General features: G+C 62.1%; 8 protein-coding genes and 7 pseudogenes. 6 read left to right on the top strand and 9 right to left on the bottom strand.

Going from position 1 to position 25,580, the window contains the following annotated elements:
• Window positions 1-21 precede the first annotated feature (21 nt).
• From M3O59_RS21145 to M3O59_RS10490, 4 genes and pseudogenes are all read left to right on the top strand, one after another.
• Window positions 22-585 (top strand): annotated as a pseudogene (locus M3O59_RS21145) (right-handed parallel beta-helix repeat-containing protein); the annotation flags it as partial.
• Window positions 586-647: 62 nt separating this feature from the next.
• Window positions 648-734, top strand: a pseudogene (locus M3O59_RS21140) (right-handed parallel beta-helix repeat-containing protein); the annotation flags it as partial.
• 73 nt (window positions 735-807) lie between these two features.
• A complete protein-coding gene (locus tag M3O59_RS21135; RefSeq protein WP_409350123.1) occupies window positions 808-1,350 on the top strand; it encodes a right-handed parallel beta-helix repeat-containing protein in 543 nt (180 codons plus the stop codon).
• Between the two features lie 423 nt (window positions 1,351-1,773).
• A pseudogene (locus tag M3O59_RS10490) lies at window positions 1,774-2,792 on the top strand (hypothetical protein).
• Here M3O59_RS10490 and M3O59_RS10485 read toward each other — a convergent pair.
• From M3O59_RS10485 to M3O59_RS10450, 8 genes and pseudogenes are all read right to left on the bottom strand, one after another.
• Window positions 2,780-3,676: pseudogene (locus M3O59_RS10485) on the bottom strand (DNA-binding protein); the annotation flags it as partial. The pseudogenes M3O59_RS10490 and M3O59_RS10485 sit on opposite strands and share 13 nt — an antisense overlap.
• A 102-nt stretch (window positions 3,677-3,778) precedes the next feature.
• Complete coding sequence (locus M3O59_RS10480; protein ID WP_181920681.1) at window positions 3,779-6,085, bottom strand: Ulp1 family isopeptidase; 2,307 nt, start codon at window positions 6,083-6,085, stop codon at window positions 3,779-3,781.
• A 272-nt stretch (window positions 6,086-6,357) separates the two neighbouring features.
• Window positions 6,358-6,863 (bottom strand): annotated as a pseudogene (locus tag M3O59_RS10475) (transposase); the annotation flags it as partial.
• 81 nt (window positions 6,864-6,944) lie between these two features.
• Window positions 6,945-7,067: pseudogene (locus tag M3O59_RS10470) on the bottom strand (type III secretion system effector XopAI); the annotation flags it as partial.
• Window positions 7,068-7,303: 236 nt separating this feature from the next.
• Window positions 7,304-8,662 carry an IS5 family transposase gene (locus tag M3O59_RS10465; RefSeq protein WP_330462196.1) on the bottom strand — a complete coding sequence of 453 codons (1,359 nt, stop codon included), beginning with the start codon at window positions 8,660-8,662 and terminating at the stop codon, window positions 7,304-7,306.
• 333 nt (window positions 8,663-8,995) lie between these two features.
• Complete coding sequence (locus M3O59_RS10460) at window positions 8,996-9,229, bottom strand: hypothetical protein (RefSeq protein WP_249048691.1); 234 nt, start codon at window positions 9,227-9,229, stop codon at window positions 8,996-8,998.
• A gap of 37 nt (window positions 9,230-9,266) precedes the next feature.
• Window positions 9,267-10,116, bottom strand: a pseudogene (locus M3O59_RS10455) (IS481 family transposase); the annotation flags it as partial.
• Window positions 10,117-10,537: 421 nt separating this feature from the next.
• Window positions 10,538-10,813 (bottom strand): hypothetical protein, encoded by a 276-nt coding sequence (locus M3O59_RS10450; RefSeq protein ID WP_064630023.1) that lies wholly within the window; start codon window positions 10,811-10,813, stop codon window positions 10,538-10,540.
• A gap of 1,101 nt (window positions 10,814-11,914) precedes the next feature.
• Here M3O59_RS10450 and M3O59_RS10445 point away from each other — a divergent pair.
• Window positions 11,915-14,680 carry a S8 family serine peptidase gene (locus M3O59_RS10445; RefSeq protein ID WP_116906484.1) on the top strand — a complete coding sequence of 922 codons (2,766 nt, stop codon included), beginning with the start codon at window positions 11,915-11,917 and terminating at the stop codon, window positions 14,678-14,680.
• Window positions 14,681-14,818: 138 nt separating this feature from the next.
• Here M3O59_RS10445 and M3O59_RS10440 read toward each other — a convergent pair whose 3' ends face one another.
• Complete coding sequence (locus M3O59_RS10440; RefSeq protein ID WP_249047105.1) at window positions 14,819-25,015, bottom strand: autotransporter-associated beta strand repeat-containing protein; 10,197 nt, start codon at window positions 25,013-25,015, stop codon at window positions 14,819-14,821.
• Window positions 25,016-25,391: 376 nt separating this feature from the next.
• Here M3O59_RS10440 and M3O59_RS10435 point away from each other — a divergent pair, with 376 nt between their 5' ends.
• Window positions 25,392-25,550 carry a hypothetical protein gene (locus M3O59_RS10435; RefSeq protein WP_249061069.1) on the top strand — a complete coding sequence of 53 codons (159 nt, stop codon included), beginning with the start codon at window positions 25,392-25,394 and terminating at the stop codon, window positions 25,548-25,550.
• The last annotated feature ends 30 nt before the right edge of the window (window positions 25,551-25,580 follow it).

Genomic DNA, 25,580 nt, shown 5'->3' with positions numbered 1-25,580 from the left:
ATCGGTGTGAGCAGGTAGTCCATGATCCAGATACCTATGTCCCGTTTGCACACTTCTGCGTTGCGGCACATCGAAACGTCAACCGCCATAGCAGAACCGAGCACGACCACTGGCGAGCGCAAACCGGTTCCCGCAGGCTGCGCGACTCGCGGCTTGCGCCACGCCGGGTCAAGGGCGGCAAGCAGCCACTTTCATGCAGTACACCAGGGACATCCGATGAACATCTCTCTTTGCACCATCGTGTCTCTTTGCACCATCGTGGTGATCGCCGTTGCCGCCTGCGTGCCGCCGTGCACGGCCGTGGCCGCCGACTGGTACGTCGCGCCCACCGGCAACGACGGTAATCCCGGCACCCGCGCCGCCCCCTTTGCCAGCGTGATGGCTGCGCAGGCCGCCGCGTCCAGTGGCGATACCGTCTACCTGCGCGGCGGCACCTATCGCCTGACCAGCGCCAACATCAGCATGGTGCGGCAGCCCTACGCCGTGGTCAACGAGATCACCAAGCCCGGCATCGCCTATGTCAACGTCGCCAACGAGCGGCCGGTGTTCGACTTCTCTGCGGTGACGCCCACCGGCCTGCGCGTGGCCGCATTCCGGGTGGCCAGCAACAACTGCGTCTTTCGCGGATTCGAGGTGGTGGTTTCGGCGTGCGCCCGACGCTTGCGGGAAGCACTGGAAACCTCATCGAAGGCAGCCGCGCATGGTTCAACAGCGACGATGGCTTCGAACTGATCAGTGCCGCTGCCGCAGTGACCCTGCAACGCAACTGGTCGTTCTACAACGGGTACGACAGCGCATTCACCCCCGCTGGGCAATGGCGCAGGCTTCAAGGCAGGCGGCTACGGCCGCAACGGAAACGATTATCCCAAGCCGGTGCCGCGCCATATCGTGCGGTTGAATCTGGCAGTGGGCAATCGATCCAACGGCCTCTACGCCAATCACCACATCGGTGGGCAGGAGTGGATCAGCAACACATCGATCAAGAACGGCCGCGCCAACTACGACATGCAATCCACCTTGAGCGACAACCTCACCGACGTGCCTGGATACGACCACCATCTGGCCAATAACCTGGGATTCGGAACGCGCATCGAAATGATCAACCTGGGGTCTGCGAGCGAGAACGATATCGGCCGCAATTCGTTCAATCTTCCCCTTGTCGTCAGTGCAGGCGAGTTCGTCAGCCTGGACGAGCGCCAGCTCATGCGTCCGCGCCAGGCCAACGGCGACCTACCCATCATCACCTTCGCCACCCTGGCACCGGGCAGCGCGTTGATCGACGCCGGCGCCGATACCGGTGAGGCCTTCAACGGGCGTGCACCGGACCTGGGGGCATTCGAGGCGCGTTGATCCGGACGATGGCGCCAGCCGCCTGGTCGGCGGTTAGCGCCATCGTGTCCGGTAGGATTAAGGGACGGCAGAGATTCGTGTAAAAGACCTTTACTGACAGCGAGTTAGCTCACTTTTTGGGGATGTAAGCCGGTGAGCCGCCCCGGCTTCCGGCACTCCGCATGCCGTCTGGTCCGATGCTCCAGCTCCAGCGCCCGCGCTGCCACGCCTGACCGAGCTGGCACGCGTGCATGCTGAACCGCGACCTGCCCGCTTGGCGGTTTAGCACTTGTCTCGCGCCATCTTATGATTGTGATCGAGGACGCAGTAATGCGTTTGCCTAGAAGCAAATCTTCTCCAATACGGCTATTACTTCCGGTTCGGTGCGTCGCAAAAATCACTAAAAATTTACAGTGATTTAACTATCAAGCCAGAAGAAACAACGTGAGAAAATTTAAAGCGAAATCCATGCTTGGCACATGCATCGTTGGAAGCATTGTTAGCGCGGGTGCAGCGGCGCAGGTCGCTACAACAAACAATACTGGCCGTGCCGAGGCTATGTCTGCATGGGAAACTACGCTCAAGCACGAGGCTCCGGCAATGGAGGGCTGCTTTAGCTCGACGTTTCCGGACATGGGGTGGCAGGCGGTACGCTGTGGCGCACCGCCGAAGTTGGTTATGAAGCCACGACGCATTGCCAGCGGCAACGTTCGTACCACCACCACCGGCAACCGCGCGCTCATCACCGGCAATCGGGCAGGCTCACCCACTCAGCCGTCGGTTCGTTCCCGAGCGTAAGCGGCGTGACCACTGGGGTGGTTCAATACTCGCTGCAAATCAATACCGACAGCGACAGCAACCCCGCCGCTTGCGCGCAGTTCGGTTTTTCTTCATGCAAGACCTGGCAACAGTACGTCTACTCCAGCGACGCCGACGAAGACTCAAGTAATGGCTTTGACCCGATTATCTTCATTGAAAGCTGGGTATATGCGGACAGTACATCGGAATACGATGCGGCGGGTTGCCCGTCCGGCTGGGATGCCTACGAAGGCAACGCTTGCCTGATTAACAGCGAATCGGTGCGAGTGCCTCTGGTACCAGTTTCGGGCATCGCTGGGGTCAAGCTGACCGGTTCTGCGACCTCGGGGGGCGTCGATACCGTGTCGTTCTCGGTGAACGGAAGGGCCTACAGCGTGAGTCAGCGCGCCTCCACGGTGGATATCAATAAGATCTGGCGCCTGACCGAATTCAACATCTTTGGCAACGGAGCCACAACTCAGACGGTGTCGTTTAATCGCGGCTCGCACGTCACGGTAAACGTGGCCGTAAACGATGGTACGACAAATGCCCCGACTTGCCTGGGCAATGCCGGCCGGACATTCGAGCAGAACAACCTGACGCGCGGTAGTTGCACCACCTTTGGTGGCGCTTCGCCCGGCATTAGCTTTCCTCAAAGCAACTGACTATCTGCGTCTGGGGAGGTTTCGTCCTTCCCAGACGTTACTTGTTGGCCAACCGGGCGCGCTGGCCGCAGCTGCGCCAGGAATTGTTCCAGCGTGCTCAGACGTACTGTGGCCCGCAAGGTATCCGCCTCGGCGTGTTCCCGGCGCTGGCGCTCTTCGACCAGCTCGGTCCGTGCCGCAGCCAGTTCGGCGCGCACGCCTTCCAGCGCGTGGGCATCTTGGGTCCAGCGCGCCTGCAGGGCTTGGTGCTCGGCGGCCGTCAGGCGCAGCGCGTCAAGCTCGCGTTGCTGGGCGTCGGCCCGCTGGCGTGCCTGCGCCAGTTCCCGCTCCAGCCGGGTCTGGCGTTCCAGCCACTGGCCATTGTCGCGGTTGAGCTGCATCAGGTCGTGGTTCTTGGCGGTCAAGGCCTCGTTGGCCTGCCGCAGGGCGACCTGCAACTCCTGCACCTGGTGCGCGTGCCGACGCTGCTCCTGCTCGCGCTGGTCTCTCACGGAAGTCCGGTAGTGCTCCAGGGCTTCCCTGGCATGCTCGTGCTTGTGCTCCAGCGAATGGGCATGACGTTCGTGCTCGGCCAATCGCGCCGCGAGGCCCGCGATCCGCTCCTGCAGTTGGGTCAGTTCGGTGGTGCGGCTGGCCAACTCGCTCCTGGCGGCGTCGCTCGCCTCGCGTTCGGCCTGCAGTGCGGTTTCGCAGCGCTGCAACTGCGTCGTGAGCGAGCCAGCCTCGTGTCGGGCCTGCTCCAGCGCTTGGGTACGCTCTTGGAGCTGCGCCTGGAAGCGCGCCTGCGCCTGCGCCACGACCGTGTCGGCCCCGGCGTGCAATCGCTCGGCTAGGCGGCTGACCAGATCCTGCAGCGCGTCGCCGATGGCGACCTTGAGGGTCGGCAGGATTCGCGTAAAAAGCTACCCCAAAGTGAGCTAACTTTCTGTCTGGCAAGAACTTTTTCACGGATTCCTGCCGACCCTCTATCGCCGATGGTCAAATTGCTAGAACTTTTTCCACCACTTGCTTTTCTTTTTTTTCTGTTCGTTGGATCGTTCGGAAACTTGCCTGACGCTGCTTTCTGCTGGAGCTTGGTCCGCTTGGACAAGACGATCCCTGATCATCCTGCAGTCGGGTTCGATTTCGCTCAAGTTTCTGCCGTCCGCAGAGTCGAACGTGCCGTCGATCACCCTGTGAGCCAGCGTCTCCATTCCGGTCAGCACATGATCGCCGCAGGAATAACCGTCCGGCTGTATCGCGGTGGGCATTTCCTGAGTTTGCTCATGATCAAGGCCAAGGTGGTAGGCCGCCATGTCGGCAAGGTAGCGTTGCTGTGGCTGCGTCTGTGCCATGGAATCGTAGTAGTAGGCTGCGACAGCGCCCTTGTCGCGACGGTCGACGACGAGGAGTGACCAATGAAAGTTGGGCTGATTGATCGGCAGGAACACGATAGGCGGGGCTTCGTCTCCGACAAGAAGGCGCCGTGCGCGTGCCTGTTGGTCTGGATCTGTGGAGCTCAGCATGGTCACTACCTGCGAGTCGGCAAAGTGGAGTAAATGGGCATTGGGCTGCCCTTGCAATCGGCGAGCGAGGTCGTCGGTGTAGGCGCGCAAATGTCCATCTTGCAGCCACGAAGTGGCGGTCACTGGAGGAAGCTCGGAGTCTGGGACGTCCTGGGGCGACGGCAGATTGTCCACATCGATCCTCTCGGGACTCATGGCCGAGTGCCCCACGGGAGTCTGCGTGCCGTAGTCCCACGGCTCCTCTTCTTCATGGGGGGTGTTGAGGTCGAATTCGCGGCCGTAATGGCTCATGGAGGAGAGGCCATCGAAGGTCGAGTCCGTGCTTTGGGCGGGCGTGGCGTGCTGCCAACCCCCTGGCTGCTCGATTTCCTGGGGGGTGTTGAGGTCGAATTCGCGGCCGTAATGGCTCATGGAGGAGAGGCCATCGAAGGTCGAGGGTGTGCTTTGGGCGGGCGTGTCGTGCCGCCAACCCCCTGGCTGCTCAATTTCCTGGGGGGTGTTGATGTCGAATTCGCGATAATAATAGTTCTGCCTATTGTCCAAGGACTCGAGATCATCGAAGGTGGAACTCGATGCTTCGGGCTGGGCTGGCCATGCAGGATAGGAAGAACCCGCTGGAGTATCGGGATGCCACTCACCTGATGCGTTCTGCGGCCATCCGCCATAGGGTGTGGGCGGCAACAGGGACGAATAGGAAGAATAGGAAGAACCCGCCGGAGTGTCGGGATGCCACGTTTCTTCTGGCCGATGAAAGGCCTGAAGGTGGCTGTTTGGAGGCAGATCCGGTTGTTGATAACGCATTCTGAAGTTGGCGCGAATTGCTGTCTGGATGCCCTGGGATGCTCCTGAGATCACTGCTTCACCCAGACGAGTCAGTTCGCCGGTTTCCTGGTCGACCATTTCTTCCAGCCTTGCTTGTGATAAATATCCGCTTCTTGCATTTTCGATTCTGTACGCTCTATTTCTGAATTTGCTTGAAATTTCAAGAAGCAAATCTGGGTTTTGATGGAGGGTCCGGAATACGCCTTTTAGAGGCTTGCTCTGAGCGGCCAAGGCCAGTTTGCGCCTCTCGCTTGCTAGATCAAATCTTTTCTTCTGATCTGGGGTGATGTATGGAAGGATGTTACGTAGCGTCTTGCCAAATGAGCCATCAACATGCATGTAATTAGAGAATACCAGAGCCGGTGGCACTTTCCCTAATGCTTCATATATTGGTAGATATTCTATAATTTCGTTGATCTTGCGTTGGGCTACGTCTATGGCTTCAGCTTTGGCTTTGGCCATGGTTTTGGCTTTGGCTTTGGCTGTGGTTTCGGTTTTGGCTTTGGCCGTGGTTTTGGCTTTGGCATTGGTTTCGGTTTCAGCTTTGGCTTTGGCTTGGGCAATGCGATCCAAGGCCCATGGGCTCAGCACAATGTTTCGACTGCACTGCGACTCCAGTCGGCTCAGCGCAATTTCTCGATATTCAGGATCCGTAGAATGCTCAATTCGTCTTATTATTTGATGTATGACTTGGTCGCGTTGATCTTCATTCAGTTCCTGAAGCATCTGCTTGCCACTTATATGTGACAGGCCGCTGACCGTCAAAAAGCGAGAAAAACCATGAAACCTTTTTTGTAGCTCGCGCATGTCTTTGTCATCGCCATAGGCGCCGATGAGTTCTAACAGTTTTGAGTAATCTATATGGGTTTCGGAGGTCGGCGCGGCTGCCCGCATCCGATGGACCGAGCCATCGGCATGCACTTGCGTGGGATTTCTTCGCGGGAGGGATTCAAGCAGCGGATGCATGTTATAACCCGTGCCGTGGTTTTCCCTGTGTTCTTCAGGGGGCGGAGAATTGCGATGATTATCCGCCGCCTCCGTCATTTCGCGATATTTTTTACAGTCAAAATTAAATAGTGCGTTCATTATTTAAAGTGAAAAGTCCGGTGGAGATTGATATAATTGGGCGTTCCCGATGTAATTAAATCGCTAAGAGCGAATAGTCTTTCTCGGCAGCGATCTTCCCGTGTCGCGGTCTGGCGAGAATCGCTCGCTTTCTCGGTGGAATCCTGGCCGACGTCCACACGTTTGTAATTCACCAGGCGCCCTTCCTGGCGCAGCTTGAGATAGATCATCCCCACGCCGTAGCGCTTGTGGCGATGCGCCAGTTCCACGATGCGCTCGCGTAGCGCAACGTTGCGGTCCTCGCGCGGGCAATAGCGCAGCGCACTGGCGCTCATGCCGATCGCGGCCAACGCGCAACGCTCGCTGGCCCCTCGCCCGATCCACTCGCGCACCAGCGCACGACGCGCCGGTGCGCTCACCATTTTTTTTGCAGCGCCTCCTTGATCAGATCGTTCTGGAACACCTGCTCGGCGAGCAGCTTCTTCAGGCGCGTGTTCTCTGCCTCCAGGTCCTTGAGTCGCTTGGCATCGGGCACGCTCATCCCACCGAACTTGCTGCGCCACAGTTAGTAGGAGGCCTCGCTGAAGCCATGGCGCCGGTACAGGTCCTTGATCGCCACGCCGCTTTCGGCCTCACACAGAAAGCCGATGACCTGCTCGTCAGTAAAACGCTTCTTCACGTCCAATCTCCTTCCGGTAGGGAATTGGACTCCAAACCGCGGCGCTACTCAAAATCGGGGGGACGTCGGAGCACTGATCGAAGAAGAAGGCGACTCCCTGCGCGATGGCGACGACGACTCGGATGGCGTGACCTGCTCTGTGGCGTGGGTTGCATAATGCTCAGGTGAGCCTGACACGCTCGGCTTTGAAACGCATAGACCCATGTTGATCTCCTGCAGTGACTGTAGGAGTAAGTTTGGCGAGAAGCTTTCCAATTCGCGCTGGCTCACCGAAGTCATAGCTGGGACGACGAAGCGTTGACGCGCGGGATTCTCGAGCCTCTATAGAAGCTTGGCAGGAATTCCTTTTCTGACAGCAAGTTAGATCACTTTTTGCTTTTTTCCACGAATTCCTGCCGACCCTCGATCGGCTTGCATTAGTCGCCCCTGAAAAACCCCCTTCAAGCACCAAAGGTCAGCGGCGACCGGTGCGCCAGGCTCAAGGATGCCCCTGCCATCGCCTGCAACCAGGCACGCAAAAAGGCGATCCAGCGCATCAGCCAGCGCAGGTTGTAGCCGGCGGCGCAGCCGAGCACGTGCAGTGCATCGCCTTGGGCACCCTTTAGATAACAGCGATTCAAGCGGCAGTCCTGTTTCAGATGTCCAATCACCGGCTCCACCGCTTGCCGGCGTTTGATCCAGCTCCATTGCCGTCGTGTCAGCGTCTTGGCCTTGCCGCGATGCAGGATCTGCACGCCATCTACCTCACGTCCGCGATACCCCAGGTCCACGATCGCTACCTGCGGGGTTACATTCACATCCTGCAGCAACCCACGCGTCTGCTCCAGCTGCTCGGCCAACGTATCGCCGTCGTAAGGATTGCCGGGAAAACTGCGCGCGCCCACGATCAAGCCTTTGCGCGCACTCACCGCAATGCCGACCTTGACGCCAAATTCGTAAGGTGTCCGTGCCTTGCCCTTGCTCATGCATTCCACTTCCGGCGCATGCAGGGCGTAGAGCTTTTGCTTGTCCTTGGGGCGTTGTGTCAACACCCGTTGTGCGCGTTCCAGCCAGACACTGATGCGCTCACGCACCAAGGGGTCCAGCTTGCGTTGCAGATCGCGTAATACGCGTCCCAGGAGCGTGCGTTGGCGTCGCAGCACCTTGTGCATGCGCTTGAACTGGCGCGCATGCGCATAGCGCCCGGCCTTGCGGCTCAAGACCGGGCCTTGCCGCGCATAGGTCTGTCGTAGTGCGATGCCGTGGCGCTTGGCCAGCAGCACCAGCTTCTTGCGCGCCACCTCCAGCAGCCGGCTGTCGGTGGGATGGGCGATCGCCTTTTCCTGCACGGTGGTGTCCACGATCACCCGCGACAACTCGCGTGCATCCACCGCCTTCATCGCATGCGCGGTGTTGATCGTGTGCGCCAATAGCTCTTCCATGCCCGCTTCGCCCAGACGCTGTCGCCAACGTGTCAGGGAACTGGGATCGCACGGCAAGCAGGTCTGGAATACCACCTCGCCGGTGAAGAACTGCCAGTACGGATTTTCCAGCCAGCGCGCGCATACGGCCTCGTCGGACAGGTCGTAGGCGTGCTTGAGGTAGAGCAGCCCGGCGATCAGACGCATCGGCAGGCCGGGCCGTCCGCCGCTGGCAGTTGTGGCCGGCAATCGTGGCGATAGCGCCTGCTCCAACACACTCCACGGCAGCCGATGGCTTAGTTGAACCAGTGGATGGCGCAGGTCGATCTGGTTTTCCAGACGCGAACGAAACAACTCATCGGCAGGTAAGTGATCGGCAGCGGGACGGCGTGTGCGCATGGGCGAAAACTGCCAGAAACCAGTGCGTACATTAACGAAAACTGGCAGTTCCAGCACGTCGAAAATGCGGGGAAAGCCCTGCAATGGATGTGGTTTGGGGGTTTTTCAGGGGCGACGCATTACATCTCGATGTAATCGAGCGCTTAGGTGCGAAGTCTTGGAGCGGAGGGGTTCAACCCTGATTCCACGGGCACTTACGAGAAGTCCGGTTGAGGCCGTGAGGAGTGGTCATGTCAAAGCGAAGGAAGTTCAGCCGCCAAAAGCGGCAATTCGATCTCTCACATCATCCGGCATCAGGCGCTCGCGCCTGCCGGTGAGAAGCGTCTTCAGTCCTCACTCCCATGAAATTTCTTGCTCTGCGACCCATCGCTTGGCGTTCTCGCTGGATTGTTCGACCGGCTGAGTCAGCCGAAAGCGTGGTCCGAGCCCAAAGAACAGATCGAAACCAAAATCAATCGTCAGCAATCGGCGCAGCTGCCGGGTATGCCCGCCCGGGAAATAGCCATCCCATCCAGCGTCCTCTAGCTGCAGTACGACGCGGGAGAAGCAGAAATCCTGCTTCTGCATGATCCTTGGATGCAGATCAAACGCAAGCTCCTTGTCTTCTCAGGGCTTTGAGCCTGCGACCGTAGTTGTAGGCGTCGATGAAGTCGGCCAAATGCTGTTGCAGTTGTGCGTGATCGTCGTAATGGAAGCGTTTGACAGTGGCCTCCTTGATGGTCCGATTCATCCGCTCGACCTGCCCGTTGGTCCAGGGGTGCTTGACCTTGGTCAAGCGGTGTTCGATGCCGTGCTCCTCGCAGACTCGACTGAAAATGTGGGGGCAGGCATGGCGGTCGGAACTGCGGTTGGTGAACTGGATGCCGTTATCCGTCAGAACCGTGTGCAGGGTGTAGGGCACCGCCTGGATCACATTGCGCAGCAATTGCGCTGCAACCATCTTGTTGGCCGAGGCATGCAGCTCGGTGAGCGCAAACTTTGACGTCCTGTCGATGGCCACGAACATAGAGCTTTCCCTCGGCCGTGTGCACCTCTGCGATGTCGAGATGGAAGTAGCCGATCGGATAGCTTTTGAACCGCTTCTTGACGGCTTTTTCGCCTTGGATGTCGGGTAAGCGCGAGACGCCATGGCGCTGCAGGCAACGGTGTAACGAAGAGCGCGTCAGATGCGGGATGCTCGGCTGCAGCGCGTAGAGACAGTCGTCCAGCGGCAGCAAGGTGTGCTTGCGGAAGGCGACGATCGCCGCCTCATCCTCAACGGATAACACGGTGGAACACGGCTGCCTCGGCCCAGTGGGCAGATCGGCAACCGAGGTTCGCTTCTTCCACTTGGCCACCGTCTTTTGATTGATGCCGTAGCGCTTGGAGAGCGCTCTCAGGCTCTCTTGACTATTTTGTATCGCTCGACGGATCGCCTCTGTCGTAGTGGCGCTCCCATGCAGAACCTGGCCCATAGTGCTTCCTTCCATTCGTGGGAAAATAATGCACCATCAAAGACTGGGATCAGACACCTACCCCGCGCATGTTGGGTCTTTCCTTGCCTCTGTCACGCAGCATCCTCTCCGTCTGGGCACAGCTGCGGCGTGGTACCCGCTCATGTTTCCCGCGCAGCCTCAATGCGGAAGATCAGCATGCACATCGGCATCAGCGTGGCGCAGCTCAATGCGCTGGCGCAGGTACTGGATCAGCGGGTGGGTGCGGCCGCGGGCACGCGCGCCAAGGCAGCGCTGGCGAAGCTGCAGTGACCAGCTGAAACGCTGCGCCCTGCAAAGACGCCGGTTGCGGCAAGGTCAATGGCCCGATGACTGCGGCACCCCGTTTACGGCAACGCAGCCCTGACCGACCAAGCAATCGCACGACGCCACCAGCCACGGGTTAACCCGAAGCGCCGCCGGGCGGCGTCGCGTGCGCGAGCGCCTGCGTTCTGACCAGTTCGCCGATGGATTGCTCGGCCAGCTTGCTGCCGATATCCAGCGCGGCCTGTAGCGAACCGAAAGTGGGCGAGCCGGTCAACGGCACGGACTGCCCATCCACCTGCAAGATCTCCAACACCACCCGGTGGCGTTCGAGCTGCCGGGCAACCACGGTATAGGGGATGCCGTGCTGTGTGCCTTGCCTCGTCATCAGATTCTCAGGCGATGCGGTGTTCATTGGCAGCAAGCATAGCGGCGATAAGGAAAGACGCCCGCGACACACCTTGAATGGTTTATGCGCAGCGCAACGGGCCTTGGCGATTCCCGGCGAGTGGCCCGATGGGGCGCAGCTTCACCGCCAGCCGCATCGCCTGACGTCGGGGCGCCGGGCAGTAGCCGTGCCGGCTGCACCAGCACGATTCGAACAGGCACAACCGCAGTGGCCGAGTCTTAGCGGGCTACGCGCCAGCTCGTTGGCAACCGTCACGCATGAGCCCAGGCGCTTCGCGGAGGCACGCTCGTGGAACGCAGCCGCGGGTGTCGGAATTAAACCCACACACTGCCAAATCACCAGATATTTTTCGGCGGCTTTGCCGCGCTGTGATTGCTGCAGCGAAAGAAATTTTATTTTAAAAGGAAGGTGCATCTAAAAAGCAAGCTGTCCGTACCTGATGAATTTGGACTGCCTGGGGCGACGGATTAGGCACAATGGCTGGCCACGCTTGAGTACGCACAGTATATATTTCGCAATATACTGCTTCAAAGATCAGTACCAATCAGCGCAAATTAGTATATTTCTGAACGCATCCACCGAAAACACGGCAGTACACGCTAGAGTTCGTTAGATGCGCTAACTTGCGCTTGAATTCGCTACAGTAGGTAGGGGATTCACCGACATCCGCGATAGGTTTCCCTTATTTCACGCTACTGCCATCGCATTTAGGATTACTGCCCTTCGAGATTTGTGACGGCATATTGTTGAGTCCGCTATGACATTATTCTGCGGCAGAGCCTGCTAGGGCGCTTCCAACCCATTTTTGCTATGGATTAAATCGACCGCGCCTATTCCGGCTGATTTTCTCTGAATAGCAACTGTCCATTCATGTTTTAGAGTTTTTGGATAGCGCCGTTAAACAATCTCGCAAGCACACGGTTAATGCAAAGCTGCATTGCCGAATTTTCCGCAAGCGTTTCTCCGAGGGGACGGAGGCGCAGCGGTCAAGGTGAATAAATTGTGAAAAAAATGCCTGCGTTGGCGATCGCCAGTGCTGGGAACCTCTGCGCCAAATTTTGAATATCCGCTGTAGCGGCGCGCCCATTATCGGAACCGACAAAACCTATGAATCGCTCGCTACTTGCAACCACCATCGCCTCCTGCCTTGTCCTGACTGCCTGTGGTGGCGGTGGTGGCGGTGGCGGCAACGTCCGCAGCGACCCGCCGCAGAGCACCGTGATCGCACCGGCTCCGACGCCGGCTCCGACGCCGGCACCGGCACCGACCACCCCGCCGCCTGCAGCCGACCCGCTGCCCAAGACCGCGCCGGCTCCGACCCCGCCGCCCCGCTACCAGGGTGTGGGCAGCAACCTGCTGGTGCCGACCAATGCGGATCTGGCGCAGCAGGCCGGTGCCAAGGGCCAGGGCGTGAAGCTGGCCGTGCTGGACGACAACCTGGTGCCGAGCTATACGCCGATCAGCGGCAAGGTCGACAGCTTCAACGACTACACCGCCAGCCCGGGCACGCCGGAGTCGTCCGCCAATTCCCTGCGCGGTCATGGCACGGTGGTCTCCGCGCTGGTGCTGGGCTCGGCGCAGGACGGCTTTGCCGGCGGCGTCGCGCCGGATGCCGACCTGTTCTACGCGCGCATCTGCGCCGAAAATTCCTGCGGCACGCAGCAGACCCGCCGCGCTGCGGTGGATCTGGCCGCCGCTGGCGTGCGGATCGCCAACCTGTCCATCGGTGCCTCGTATCCGGATGCCGCCGCCAGCGCCAACGCCGCGTTGGCCTGGAAGTACGCGCTGACCCCGCTGGTGCAGGCCGACGCGTTGATCGTGGCCTCCACCGGCAACGAAGGCGCGGCGGAAGCCTCCTACCCGGCCGCCACGCCGGTGCAGGAAGCCAGCCTGCGCAACAACTGGCTGGCCGTGGGCGCAATCAATATCGACAGTGCCGGCAATGCCGCCGGCCTGACCAGCTATTCCAATCACTGCGGCGCCGCGGCGCAGTGGTGCCTGGTCGCGCCGGGCAGCTACGCCGCCCCGGCCCTGGCCGGCACCGAACTGCAGGGCCAGATCGCCGGTACCTCGTTCTCCACCGCTGCCGTCAGTGGCATCGCAGCGCAAGTGCTGGGCGTGTATCCGTGGATGAGCGCTTCCAACCTGCAGCAGACCCTGCTGACCACCGCCACCGACCTGGGCGACCCGGGCGTGGATGCGCTGTACGGATTTGGCCTGGTCAACGCGGCCAAGGCGATCAAGGGCCCGGCGCAGTTCATCAACAACTGGTCGGCCAACGTCACGTCCGGCTACGACAGCACTTTCAGCAACGCCATCTCCGGCGCGGGCAACCTGACCAAGACCGGCGCCGGCAAGCTGACGCTGAGCGGCAACAACAGCTACACCGGCGGCACCAGCATCAGCGATGGCGTGCTCGCACTGTCCGGCAGCCTGCGTTCGGATGTGATCGTGCTCAACTCGGCCACGTTCGAATCGCGCGGCGGTGTGATCAACGGGAACTACAGCCTGGTCAACAACACCGGCACCACCGCCCTCGAACTGGGCAAGGGTCTGACCGTCACCGGCCAGGCCAGCTTGAAGGGCAATCTGCTGTTGTTGCCGGAAGCGGCGGGCTACAGCGTCGGCAGCAGCGAAAAGATCGTCAAGGCCGGTAACCTGCAGGGCACCTTCGACCGCGTGCAGTACGCCAACAATTTCTTCTGGACCGCCTCGCTCGCCTACGACCCCACCACCGTCACCGCCACGCTGACCCGCAATGCCTCCGCTGCCAGCGCGCAAGCGGCCGCTGCGCCGCAGTCTGTCGTCAACGGTGCCAAACAGGCCGACACGCTGGTCAAGGTGCTGGATACGCGTGTGGCGTCCGGCGATACCGACAATCTCGGTGGGCTGATCAGCGCCACCGGCTCGCTGCTGGCGGCCACCGATGCGCAGGTTGCCGCATCGCTGCCGACCCTGGCTGGCCAGGTGCACGGCATCGAGCGCACGCTGGGCTTCCAGTCCGCACTCAACGATGCACGCGTGGCTGCCGATCGCCTGCCCTACCTGGCCGAAACCACCACGCTGACCACCTGGATGCAGGGCAGCTACCTGGACGGTAATCTGGGCGACAAGGGTTTCGATTCGGCCGATTACACCCAGCAATCCACCACCTTCGGTGTGGATCTGCCGATGGGCAGCGCCGGCACGATCGTGGGTGCCGCGGTGAGCTCCGGTCAGGACCGTGCACACATCGACGCCTCGGCCAGCCGTCTGCGCTCGGACCGTTATGCGATCACGGCGTATCTGTATCAGCCGATCGGTCAGGCCTACCTCTCGGGCATCGGTTCGTACGGCATGAGCAACGTGGAAACCGAACGCAATGTGCAGGCCGGCAGCATCGGCGAGCGCCTGCAGGATCGTCGCCACGACACCAACTGGTCGCTGCGCGCCGAACTCGGCCTGCTGCCGCGTGCGGGGTTGTCGCCGTTCGTCGCGGTCGGTGTGGTCAGCCAGACGCAGGATGCCTTCAGCGAAGCTTCGGTCACCGGCCTGGGCTTGAGTGCCAATAGCGACACGCTGCGCGCAGGGTATGGCGAGGTGGGTGTGCGTGGCCATCTGGCGCGCGGCAAATGGGGCTTCGACGGTCTGGTGGCGTATCGCTCGCTGCTGGGTAATCCGAATTCCGACTTCTCCGCCTGGTTCACCGGGCTGCCGGAAGCGCGCTTCAACGTGGCCGGCGAGCCGGTGTCCAAGCAATCGCTGCGTGCCTCGGTTGGCGTGCGCTACCAGCTCAACGATGCGTTCTCCATCTACGGCAACGTGGGCACCGAGCGCGGTCGTTCGGATGCCAACAGCATCAACGCCAACGTCGGTCTGCGCTGGCAGTTCTGAGCGCAGCCGCTGCACAGGCGATGCGCGGTGAGCGTGCGGCAGTGCCGGATGGGTTGTGACGGCACAGGCATCGGCAAAGAAAACGCCCCGGCATGCCGGGGCGTTTTTGCAGTTTCAGGCACTCGACAAGCCGAAACGTTAGAAGCTCACGCCCCAGGTCACCTGGCCGCCATACGCGGTTTGCCCGTCGCCGCTGAGTCCTTGCAGCGACAGTGCCAGGCGGCTACGCGGCGAGGTGATCAGGCTGACGCCCAACTCGCCGACGGCAGCGTTCCTGGCCAGGGTGACGCTTTGCACCGAGAACTGCGAGCCGGTGCCGATGAAGCCGGCCGAGCGCTGCACGGAGCGGTCGCCAAAGGCGTGCCGCCAACCTGCCGACGCGTACAGCGCCGCCTTCTGGCCCAGGTCCCAGTTCCCACGCACACCCAGAGTGCTGGTGGTGAATGTGTCGCTGGCACTGTCGACCGACAGCCCGGAAATGCCGCCGCGTTCGGTAAAGCCATCGGTCTTCAGACGGGTGTAATCGGCCGCAATGAACGGGCTGTACACCGCACCCGCGGTGCGCAGATTCCAGGCCGCTTCCAGCGAGACCGTCACCGCGGTGGCGTCGTAGTTGCTGCTCAGGCGTTCTTCCAGCACACCGGGCAACATCACCCGACGCGTGCTGTCCACGTCGTAGCTGGCGTAATCCACCGTGCCTTGCAGCGAAAACGCAGCCCAGTCGGCCCGGCCATACACGCCGGCATGGGTGCCATCCACATCGGCACGGTCGCCCCACGCGCGCGACCAGCTCTCGATGTCCTGGTTGCCCACCGCAATGCCCACCACGCTGCGCTCGCCGATGCGGCGTTCTGCGCCGGCCATGATGCCGTTGTCTTCGCGCCGTACCGAGGCCGCATTGGCATTGCCATCGACACGATTGGGCAGGCTGCGCCCGGTGATCCACACCGTGGTGTCTCCCACGCGCGCGTCCTGGCTATCGCCACGCAGATGGTTGCCGACACCGCTCAGCAGGAAGCGGCTATCCAGCAACGCAGTGGCCGTGCTGGCATGGCTTTCGCCAGACAGCGAGGCAAACGCCGTGCTGATTGCTTGCGGGTCGTCGGGCAGACGCACCACGGCCTGGTAAACCGGGCTCGTGGTCGGCAAGCCATCCACGGCAGCTGCGGCAGCCTGCTGGTTTGGCACGGTGACCGCATCGACCATGGCCACGGTATTGCGACCAAACGACACCGACAACGCCGTGGCGCTGCTGGTGACATTCGGCTCGACGAAGGCATAGTCGGAGACGACGTTGCTGAACTGCCCGGTGAGCCCGCCAGCGGCGTTGATCACCGGAATCTCGGTGAACAACGGCAGATCGGTCGCACGCACCAACTGCAAGGTGCTGCCCGGCGCCAACGTAGCCGTACCACCCACGCTGATGGGTGTCACCGTGCCGCCTGCGCCGGGCGTGACCTGCAGAGTGGAGCCGTTTCCGAGCGTGGCATTGCCGCCGACACTGATGGTGCCACTGGTGCCGCCGATCGCCACGGTGCCGCCCGAGGTCAAACTACCGACGCTGCCGCTGCCGGTGAGCGTGCCGCCTGGCCCCACTGTCACCGGCCCGCCCAGCGCGGCGCCCGGATTGGCCGGATTGCCCACGCTCAAGGTGCCGGCATTGACTTCGGTTGGCCCGCTGAAGCTGCTGCTGTTGGCAGTGAGCAACAAGGTGCCAGTGCCGAGCTTGATGAAGCGACCGACCCCGAACAGCCTGCCTGCGTAGGTACCGTTGCCGCTCTGCAGGAAGGTCAGCGCACTGTTGTTGGCGATGTCGCCCTGCAGGCTATCGGTATCGCCGACCAGCGTGCCGGCAGCGATGGTGGTGCCACCGAGATACCCATTGACGCCATCCAGCGTGAGCGCACCGGCGCCGGTCTTGATCAGCGCACCGTTACCGGTGATGTTGCCGGCAAACGTGCCATCACTTGCCTGATCGAACACCAGCACCGCGTTGTCGACGATGTTGCCTTGCAGGCTGGTGGTGTTACCGATCAGGCTGCCGCTGGCAATCGTGGTACCACCGCTATAGGTGTTGGGAGCGACAAGCGTCAGCGCGCCCGTCCCCTGCTTGATCACACTCCCCGTGCCGCTGACGGCGCCGGCAAACACACCATCGCTGGCCTGCTCGAACACCAGCGTGGCGTTGTCCACCACATTGCCCTGCAGGCTGGTGGTGTTGCCGATCAACGTACCCGCACTGACCACGGTGCCGCCGGTGTAGCTGTTGGGACCGAGCAACTGCAACACGCCAGTACCGGCCTTTTCCAGCGAACCGGTGCCGCTGACTGTGCCTGCATACACGCCGCCGGTGGCCTGGTTGAAGACCAAGGCCGCGTTGTTGGCGATGTCGCCCTGCAGGCTGGTGGTATCGCCGATCAACGTCCCTGCAACGATCGTGGTGCCACCGGTGTAACCATTCGCACCGTTGAGCAACAGAGCGCCAGCGCCATCCTTGATCACAGTGCCGGTGCCGGTGATCGAGCCGGTAAACACACCATCGGCGAGCTGGTTGAACGCCAAGGTTGCGTTGTCGACGATCGCACCTTGCAAGCTCGCGCTATCACCTACCAGCGTGCCGGCGTTGAGCGTGGTGCCACCGCTGTAGCTGTTGTTGCCATCCAGCGTCAGCGTGCCGGTGTTGGTCTTGATCAATGCACCGCTACCGTTGATGTCGCCAGCAAGGGTCAACTGCGCCGGGTTATCGACGGTGAGCGCAGCACCCAGCGTGACCGCATTGCCGAGCGTTGCGGCCACTGGATTGCTCAGCACCGCATCGCCGACGACCGACAAACCGCCGCTACCCAGCGCGGTGTTGCTGCCGACCGCCAACGTGCCATCGCTGAGCACGGTGCCGCCGGCATAGCTGTTGTTGCCGTTGAGCGTCAGCGTGGTGGCACCGTTCTTGATCAAGCCACCGGCACCGCCGATCGCACCGCTCAGGGTGAGATCGTTGCTGCCGGCCAGCGCGAGTGCACCGGTCAGATCCAGCGCATTGGCCACCGTCAAGACTTGATCGGTATCCAGCGTGGTGCCCGCTGCCGCAGTCAGCGTACCGGTACCTAATGCCTGTGCATCGCCCAACACCAGCGTGCCGCCGCCGAGTGCGGTGCCGCCGGTATAGGTGTTGGCGGCACCCAGGATCAGCGTGCCGGTGTCGAGTTTCTGTAGCGTGCCGGTGCCGCCGATGGTCACATCGATGGTGCCGGTGGCGCCGGGATCCACGCGGATGATGGTGGTGGCCGCATTGGCGCGCAGCGCGCCGGCGCCGGCATCGCTCAGCACATAACCATCGCTGGCGAACTGGATCCCGGTGATGCCTTGTGTGCCCTGCACGCCCACGTTGCCCGCCGGGCCGGCGAAGACGGCGAAGCTGTTTTGCCAGTCGCTGTTGAGCAAGCCATCGGCCGTGGTCCAGTTGGTCGGACCCGCTACCCACACGCCTGCGCCGCCATCGATGCTGCCGTTGGCCAGCGTCTGCGCACCATCCCAGAACTGCACATTGGTGCCGGGTGCGGAGACCACCACGTTGACCTGCTGCGACAACCCGGTTTGCAGCGTCAACTGGCTGAGATCGATGGTGCCCGGAATGGTGCCGAAGCCCAGCCCGTTATTGGTCAGTGCGCCGGTGTAATCGATCAGGCGATACACGCCATTTCCGAAACCACCGATGTCGGTGATGTTGAGCGTACCGTCCAGGGTGAGATCGCCGTTGACCGCCAACACACCCGTGTTGCTGGGTGTGCCGAGGAACGCATCGATGCTGGCGTTGGGCGCCAGATTCAACGTGCCCGTGGTCAATACCGCACCGGTGGTCACCACCAGACGGCCGCCGTCGTTGACGGTGACCGGTGCAGCGACCTCGCCGCTACCGCTCAGCGTGCCGCCCGTTGCGACGGTCACACCGCCAGTGCTGGCCAGAACGCCATCCACATCCAGCGTGCCTGCAGTGATCTGCGTGGCGCCGCCGAGCGTGCTGGTGCCGGTGAGCTGCACCGTGCCTGCGCCCACCTTCTCCAGATTGCCGGCATCGCTCAGGCTACCTGCAAAGATGCTGCTGACGTTGTTGACGCCCAGCTGCAGCGTATTGCCGCCAAGGATCGCGACATTCCCCTGCCCGGTCAGCGCACCCAAGGCCGTATTGCTGCCCAACGAGAGCCCTGCGCCTGCCGCGACATCCACTGCGCTGGCATTCCCCAGCGCACCAGGTGCAGCGGTCGCCAGCACGCCGGCCTGCACCGCCACCGGGCCGGTGAAGCTGTTGGGGCCGGACAAGGTCAGTGTGCCCAACCCATTCTTGGTCAACGCACCGGCACCGCTGATGGCGCCGGTCAGTGCCAGATCGTCTGCACTGGCAATGGTCAGATCGGCACCCAGATTGACCGCATTGCCCAAGGCCAGCGCAATCGCGTTGCTCAAGGTGGAATTGCCCAGCACAGACAGGCTGCCGACACCCAACGCGCTGTTGCTGCCAACCGCCAACGTGCCTGCGTTCAACACGCTGCCGCCGGCATAGCTGTTGGCGCCATCCAGCGTCAGCGTGGACGCACCGTTCTTGATCAGACTTCCCGCACCGCTGATCGCACCGGACAAGGTCAGATCGTTACTGCCAACCAGATTGAGCGCACCGCCGAGAACTACCGCATTGCCCACTGCCAATGCTTGATTGCTATCGAGGTTGGTGCCGGCTGCCGCAGTCAACGTGCCGGTGCCGAGTGCTTGCGCGTCGCCAAGCACCAACGTGCCTCCGCTGAGTGCGGTGCCGCCGGTGTAGCTGTTGGCCGCGTCGAGCACCAGCGTGCCGGTGTCGAGTTTCTCCACGCCACCAACGCCGGAAATCGAGACGTCGATCGTGGCAGTTGCACCCGGGTCCACACGCACTGCGGTCAACGGTGCGGCCACGTCCAGCGCACCGGCGCCGGCATCGGTCAACTGATACCCGTCGGTGACGAACTGCAGACCACCGATGCTCTGCGTGCCCTGCACGCCCACCGCACCTGCGGTACCGGCAAACACCGCAAAATCGCCCTGCCAGGTGCTGTTGGCGGTGCCGTCCTGACTGGTCCAGTTGGTGGCCGCACCCCAGGTGCCGGCGCCGCCATCGACCGTGCCATTGGCAGTGGTCTGCACGCCATCCCAGAACTGCACGATGCTGCCCGGCGCGGTGACCACCAGATTGAGCTGCTGGCCGATGGCGGTCTGCAAGGCGAGCTGGCTCAGATCCACGCTTCCGGGAATCACGCCGAAGGCCAACCCGTTATTGGTGAGCAGGCCGGTGTAGTCGATCAAGCGATACACGCCTGTACCGAAGCCACCGATGTTGGTGATGTTGAGTGTGCCGTCCAGGGTGAGATCGCCGTTGACGGCGAGCAGACGCGTGTTGCTCGGCGCCGCCAGTGCAACATCGAGAAACGCGCCCGATGCGAGCGACAAGCCACCCACGCTGAGCGAGGAGCCACTGGTCAACGCAAGCCGGCCGCCATCGCCGACGGTCACGCCACTGGCCACGCTGCCGTTGGGGCCGGTGCCCGTCAGTGTGCCGCCGAGCGCCACGTTCAACGCGCTAGTACCGAGGCTGCCGATCACATCCAAGGTGCCGCCACTGATTTGCGTGGCACCACCGATCGCACTGGTGCCGAGCAAGCGCACCGTGTCCACGCCGACCTTGTCCAGATTGCCGCCACCGCCCAGGCTGCCGGCAAAATCGCCGCCGCCCAATTGCAGCGTGCCGCCGGCATCGGTGTCGACATTGCCGGCACCACTGAGCGCCGTGATCAGGCCACCGTTGGTCAGATTCAACACCGCGCCCGCCGCGACATCGACGTTGCTGGCACTGCCCAGCGCCGCGCCGGTGCTGGCCACCAGCGTGCCGGCCTGAATCGCCAACGGGCCGGTGTAGCTGTTGTTGCCAGTCAAGGTCAAGGTCCCGGCGCCGGTCTTGATCAAATCGCCTGCGCCGCTGATGTTGCCGCTGACCAGCATGTCTGCGCCGTTGTCCACGGTGAGCGCTGCACCAAGTGCGATGTCGTTGCTCAATGCCACGGCAATCGCATTGCTCAACGCCGCGTTGCCGATGACCGACAGACTGCCGGTACCGAGTGCATCGTTCGCACCCACCGCAATGGTGCCCGCAGCCAATGTGGTGCCGCCTGCGTACGTGTTGCCTGCATTGAGCGACAACGTGATGGCGCCATTCTTGATCAGGCTACCGGTACCGCTGATGGCACCGTTCAAGGTCAGATCGTTGCTGCCGATCAGGGTGAGCTGATCGTTCAACTGCACCGTGTTGCCCAGCGTCAGCGCTGCATTGGTATCCAGTTCCGCAGCACCGCCGACCAGCAGACCACCCACCCCCAACGCAGTGTCGTTACCCAGCACCACACGCCCTGCATCCAGCGCAACGCCGCCGCTGAAGGTGTTGGCGTTGTTCAAGGTCAGCGTGGCCGCGCCTTGTTTATCCAGACTGCCGATGCCGCTGATCACGCCATTGAGCGTGGTGTCCTGCGTGCCGGGCAGCGTCAACGCGCCGTTCAATGCGAGCGCATTGCCCAGTGTCACTGCGGTGGTGGCATCCAGCGTGGTGCCGGCTGCTGCAGTCAGGGTGCCCAATCCCAGTGCGGTATCGCTGCCGACCAGCAACGCGCCGCCCTGCAATTGCAGGCCGCCCACCCAGGTGTTGTTGCCAGTGAGGGTGAGCGTCTGGGGGCCGTTCTTGATCAAGCTGCCGGCGCCATCGATCACGCCATCGAGCGTGAGGTCCTGACCACCGATGTCGAGTTGACCGGCAACGTTGAGCGCGTTCTGCAACGTCACTGCAGTGCCGGCAGTGAGCTGCGTGCCATCGGCCGCCGTGAGCGCGCCGGTGCCCAGTGCAGTGTTGCTGCCGACCACCAACGTACCGGCGTCCAGCGCGGTCCCCCCGGTGTAGAGGTTGTTGCCGGAAAGCGTAAGCGCACCAGTACCCTGCTTGGCCAGGCTACCTGCGCCACTGACGATACCGGTCACGCCAAGATCGTTGTTGCCGGTAAGCGAGAGCGCGCCGTTCAAGGTGACATCGTTGCCGATCGTGGTTGCGGTGGTGGCTTGCAGTTGCGTGCCATCGGCTGCCGTCAGCACGCCGCTGCCCAGTGCAGTGGCGTTGCCGATCAGCAACGCGCCTGCATTGAGATCCACCCCGCCGGCAAACGTGTTCGGCCCACTCAAGTTCAGTGTGGCGCCGCCGTCTTTGACCACACCACCCACACCGCTGACAACGCCATTGAGCGCAAGATCCTGGCTGCCGCCCAGTTGCAGATCCGCTTCCAGTGCCACGTTGTTATCGACGATGCGTGCTGCGGTGCTGTCGAGCAGACCGCCGCCGATGGTCAAGGTGCCTGTGCCCAGTGCGGTATCGCTGTCGAGCACCAAGCTGCCTGCGGACAGCCGCGTACCACCGGCATAGGTGTTGTTGCCCGACAAGGTCAGGCTGGCGAGACCAAGCTTGTCGAGACTGCCGGCGCCAGTGATTGCGCCGGTAAGCGTCAGTGCGTTACTGCCTCCGATGTCGACTGCGCCAGCCAATGCGATGGCATTGGCGAGCGTGGTCACCGCTGTCGAATCCAGCGTGGTGCCGGCAGCGGCACTGAGTGTGCCAAGCCCCAGCGCCGAGTTACTGCCCACGAACAAACGCCCTGTACTCAACGTGGTGCCACCGTTGTACACATTGCTTCCGCTCAGGCTCAGGTCACCGCTACCGGACTTGATCAGGCTGCCCGCACCGCTGATATCGCCGCTCAGGGTCAGTGCCTGCGCCCCGTTGAGGGTGAGCGCGCCGCTGGTCAATGCAACTGCGTTGGCCAACGTGGTGGGCGTTGTGCCCTGCAGATTGGCATTGCCGGTGACGTTCAACGCGCCGCTGCCGAGTGCGCTGCCACTGGTCACCTGCAACGTGCCGCCACTCAGGCTGGTGCCGCCTGCATAGGTGTTCAAGCCACCCAGCGTGAGCGTGCCGGTGCCGAGTTTGTTCAACGCACCTATGCCACCGATGGCGCCGGACAGCATCAGCGCATTGCCGCTGCTGCCCACGCCTAACGTGCCGTTGAGTGCAATCGTATTGCCCAACGTCGCTGTGGCTGTCGCATCGAGTTCACCACCGCTGGCGGTCAGCGTGCCGGTGCCCAGCGCAGCATTGGAGCCCACCACCAGGCGGCCAGTGCTCAGCGTGGTGCCGCCGGTGTAGGCATTGCTGTTGGTCAGCGTGAGATCGCCCACGCCGCTCTTGATCAAACTGCCGCCGCCCGTGATGGCACCGCTGAGCGTGAGCGCCTGCGCGCCGGTCCAGTTCAACGGCCCGCCCAGCGTGACGCCATTGGCAACCGTCAGCGGAGCGCCGCTGCTGAGATTGGAGGCACCGGTGACATTCAATGCACCCGTGCCCAGCGCGGACGCGGTACCGAGTTGCAAGGTGCCCGATGCGAGTGTGGTGCCGCCAGCGAAGGTATTGGTGCCGTTGAGCGCGAGCGTGCCGGTACCGGTCTTGTTGATGCCACCTGCACCGGCAAGCGTTCCGGTCAAGGTGAGCGCATTGCCGCTGGCACCCAGGCCCAGTGTGTTGGTCAGCGCAAACGCATTGCCCAGCGTCAGCGGAGCGGTGGTATCCAATAGCCCGCCCGCTGCTGTCACCGTGCCGGTGCCGAGCGCACCGGAGGTTTCCAGCAGCACGGTGCCGGCACCCAGCGAGGTACCACCGGCGTAGGTGTTGGTGCCGCCAAGGGTGAGCGTGCCGGTGCCGACCTTGGTCAGCGCTCCCGCGCCGCTAATGCCCCCACCAAGCCGCAGCGTATTGGTTCCACCGAAGGCGATGTTATCGCTGAGCACGAACGCATTCGGCAGATCGACGGAAGCACTCGCCAGCACGCTGCCGATGGATGCGTTGACGGTTCCAGTACCCAACGCGCTGTTGTTGCTGACAGTCAGCGCACCGCCCTGCAGATTGACGCCACCGCTGAAGGTGTTGGTGCCAGTCAAGTCCAATCCACCGGTACCGGTTTTGGTCAGTGCACCGGTGCCGGTGATGGCGCTGGCGACTGTCACGCCATTGGCGCCTTGCAAGGTCAATCCACCCGCACCCAGCGCGATGCCGCCGGCAGGGTTGAGCGTCAAACCTGCAGCACTGGCTTCCAGCGCACCGCCATTGGCGGCGATGGTAGTGCCGAGCTGCGCAGGGTTGGCGAACTGCAACACGCCGCCATTGAGCGCGCTGCTGCCGAAGTTGCTGCCGCCACCCACCGACCAGGTGCCGCTGTTGACACGCAAGCTACCGAAATTGATGTATTGCGCCGTGCTGAGCGTTCCAACGCCGGTGCTGCCAGTGCCAGTGCCGGTGGCCGAGTTCTGCAGGATCAGCGTGTTGGTGCCGCCTGCGCCGCCATCCACCACCCCCGTTGCCGCAAAGCTCAGCAAGCCGCCGGGGCCCAGCAATTCGAGCGCCAGTCCGCCGGCGGTGTTGACGCTGCCGCCGGTGACTGCAGTGAAGCTGTTGGTGCTGCCAGCACCCATCGACACACTGCCGTTGATGGTGCCGGAGTTAACGAAGGTATTGCCGGTGCCCGAACTCTGAAAGCCCACGCGTCCGTTGATGGTGCCGGTATTGACGGCGTTGACCGTGCCGCCACCGCTGACTGCGATGACCGGTGTGTCCGAACCCAGGACCGACAAACCCAGCAACGCACGGCTATCGATCAGGCCGGCGTTATTGATCTGCACAACGCCATTGCTGGCCGAGGTGATGCCCAGCGCCATGCCGTCGAGATTGAGCAGGTTGGCACCGAGCAAACCGCCGGTGCCATAGATTGTGCCAGTGGCAAGATTGTTGGCGGTCACCGTTGTGGAGCTGGCATTGCCCATGGTGACGCCAGTGCTCAGTACCGACAGCAAGCCAAGCACCGACGGATCGATGGTGCCGCCGTTGTTGAGCGTGGCGTTGGTGCCGCTGAGCGCGATGGCGGTGCCGCCGAGCAAGCCTGCGGTCATTTGCGAACCGGCCGCGACGTTGACGGTCAGATTGTTTGCGCTGCTGGCAAAACTATTGCTGGTGATCGGCAGTCCCGAGCAGGTGACGGTTGCGCCCGCTGCAGGTAATGCAGGTGTGCATGCTCCCCAGGCCAGAGCGGGCGCGGCGGCCCCCACCGCCAGCACAACCAGGCTCGACAGACAACGGCGGGTTGCCCCGGACTTGCGCCGCCGCCGCACCAACTCATGCGTGACGACCCAATTGCCAATAGCTGCGTTCCAGACCAGCGCAAATGCACGATTCATTTCATTGCCCCCTGATTGCCGTGCCAAGACCGACACGTGGCCATGCACGCGCCTTCAAAGACGAGAGTTGATTAATGGTTGAGTCGGTTTAAAGCAGCGCTCGCTACTCCATCCCGGATAGTTAAAACGCGACGTCGATTAATACCAATCCCGAAATCGAATCTGATGCGATTAATAGGCGAAGCCGCGCAGCTGAAACTGTGCTGAATATCACTAACCACAAACTCATCCGTTACACACGCACAAACTGTCGACTGGTTTGCTCCGGCTCGCTAATGGAATTGCGTGACTCATCCGGACTGGCGCACGTTCCCCGCTGCATCATTCTCACCGAAAAAATGGGCAATTCTCCACGTTATGCGCGGTATTCGATTGGATGAGCCTGGATATTCAAAGCGGGCTGATGCAGGAGCGCAGCGCGTATAGCGGGCCGAACGGGAAATTTCGTTTTTATTCGTCGATGCTGCGCTGCAAGATTCGGCTTCTATCGCACGGCGGTCAGAATGTCTTGTCATGCAATCGTTTGCGCGATTAATACCACTGCACTACGTTCGATGCCGGTCGC

It is taken from the genome of Xanthomonas nasturtii (assembly GCF_023337365.3).
GTDB lineage: Bacteria > Pseudomonadota > Gammaproteobacteria > Xanthomonadales > Xanthomonadaceae > Xanthomonas > Xanthomonas nasturtii.
This window is presented reverse-complemented; position numbering and strand designations above follow the sequence as displayed.

Excerpts from the sequence above, each read along its gene's own strand:
- M3O59_RS10445 (WP_116906484.1), top strand. The coding sequence starts at position 11,915 with ATGAATCGCTCGCTACTTGCAACCACCATCGCCTCCTGCCTTGTCCTG.
- M3O59_RS10435 (WP_249061069.1), top strand. The coding sequence starts at position 25,392 with ATGAGCCTGGATATTCAAAGCGGGCTGATGCAGGAGCGCAGCGCGTAT.
- M3O59_RS10460 (WP_249048691.1), bottom strand. The coding sequence starts at position 9,229 with ATGCAGAAGCAGGATTTCTGCTTCTCCCGCGTCGTACTGCAGCTAGAG.
- M3O59_RS10450 (WP_064630023.1), bottom strand. The coding sequence starts at position 10,813 with ATGAACACCGCATCGCCTGAGAATCTGATGACGAGGCAAGGCACACAG.
- M3O59_RS10440 (WP_249047105.1), bottom strand. The coding sequence starts at position 25,015 with ATGAATCGTGCATTTGCGCTGGTCTGGAACGCAGCTATTGGCAATTGG.
- M3O59_RS10480 (WP_181920681.1), bottom strand. The coding sequence starts at position 6,085 with ATGCATCCGCTGCTTGAATCCCTCCCGCGAAGAAATCCCACGCAAGTG.
- M3O59_RS10465 (WP_330462196.1), bottom strand. The coding sequence starts at position 8,662 with ATGCGCACACGCCGTCCCGCTGCCGATCACTTACCTGCCGATGAGTTG.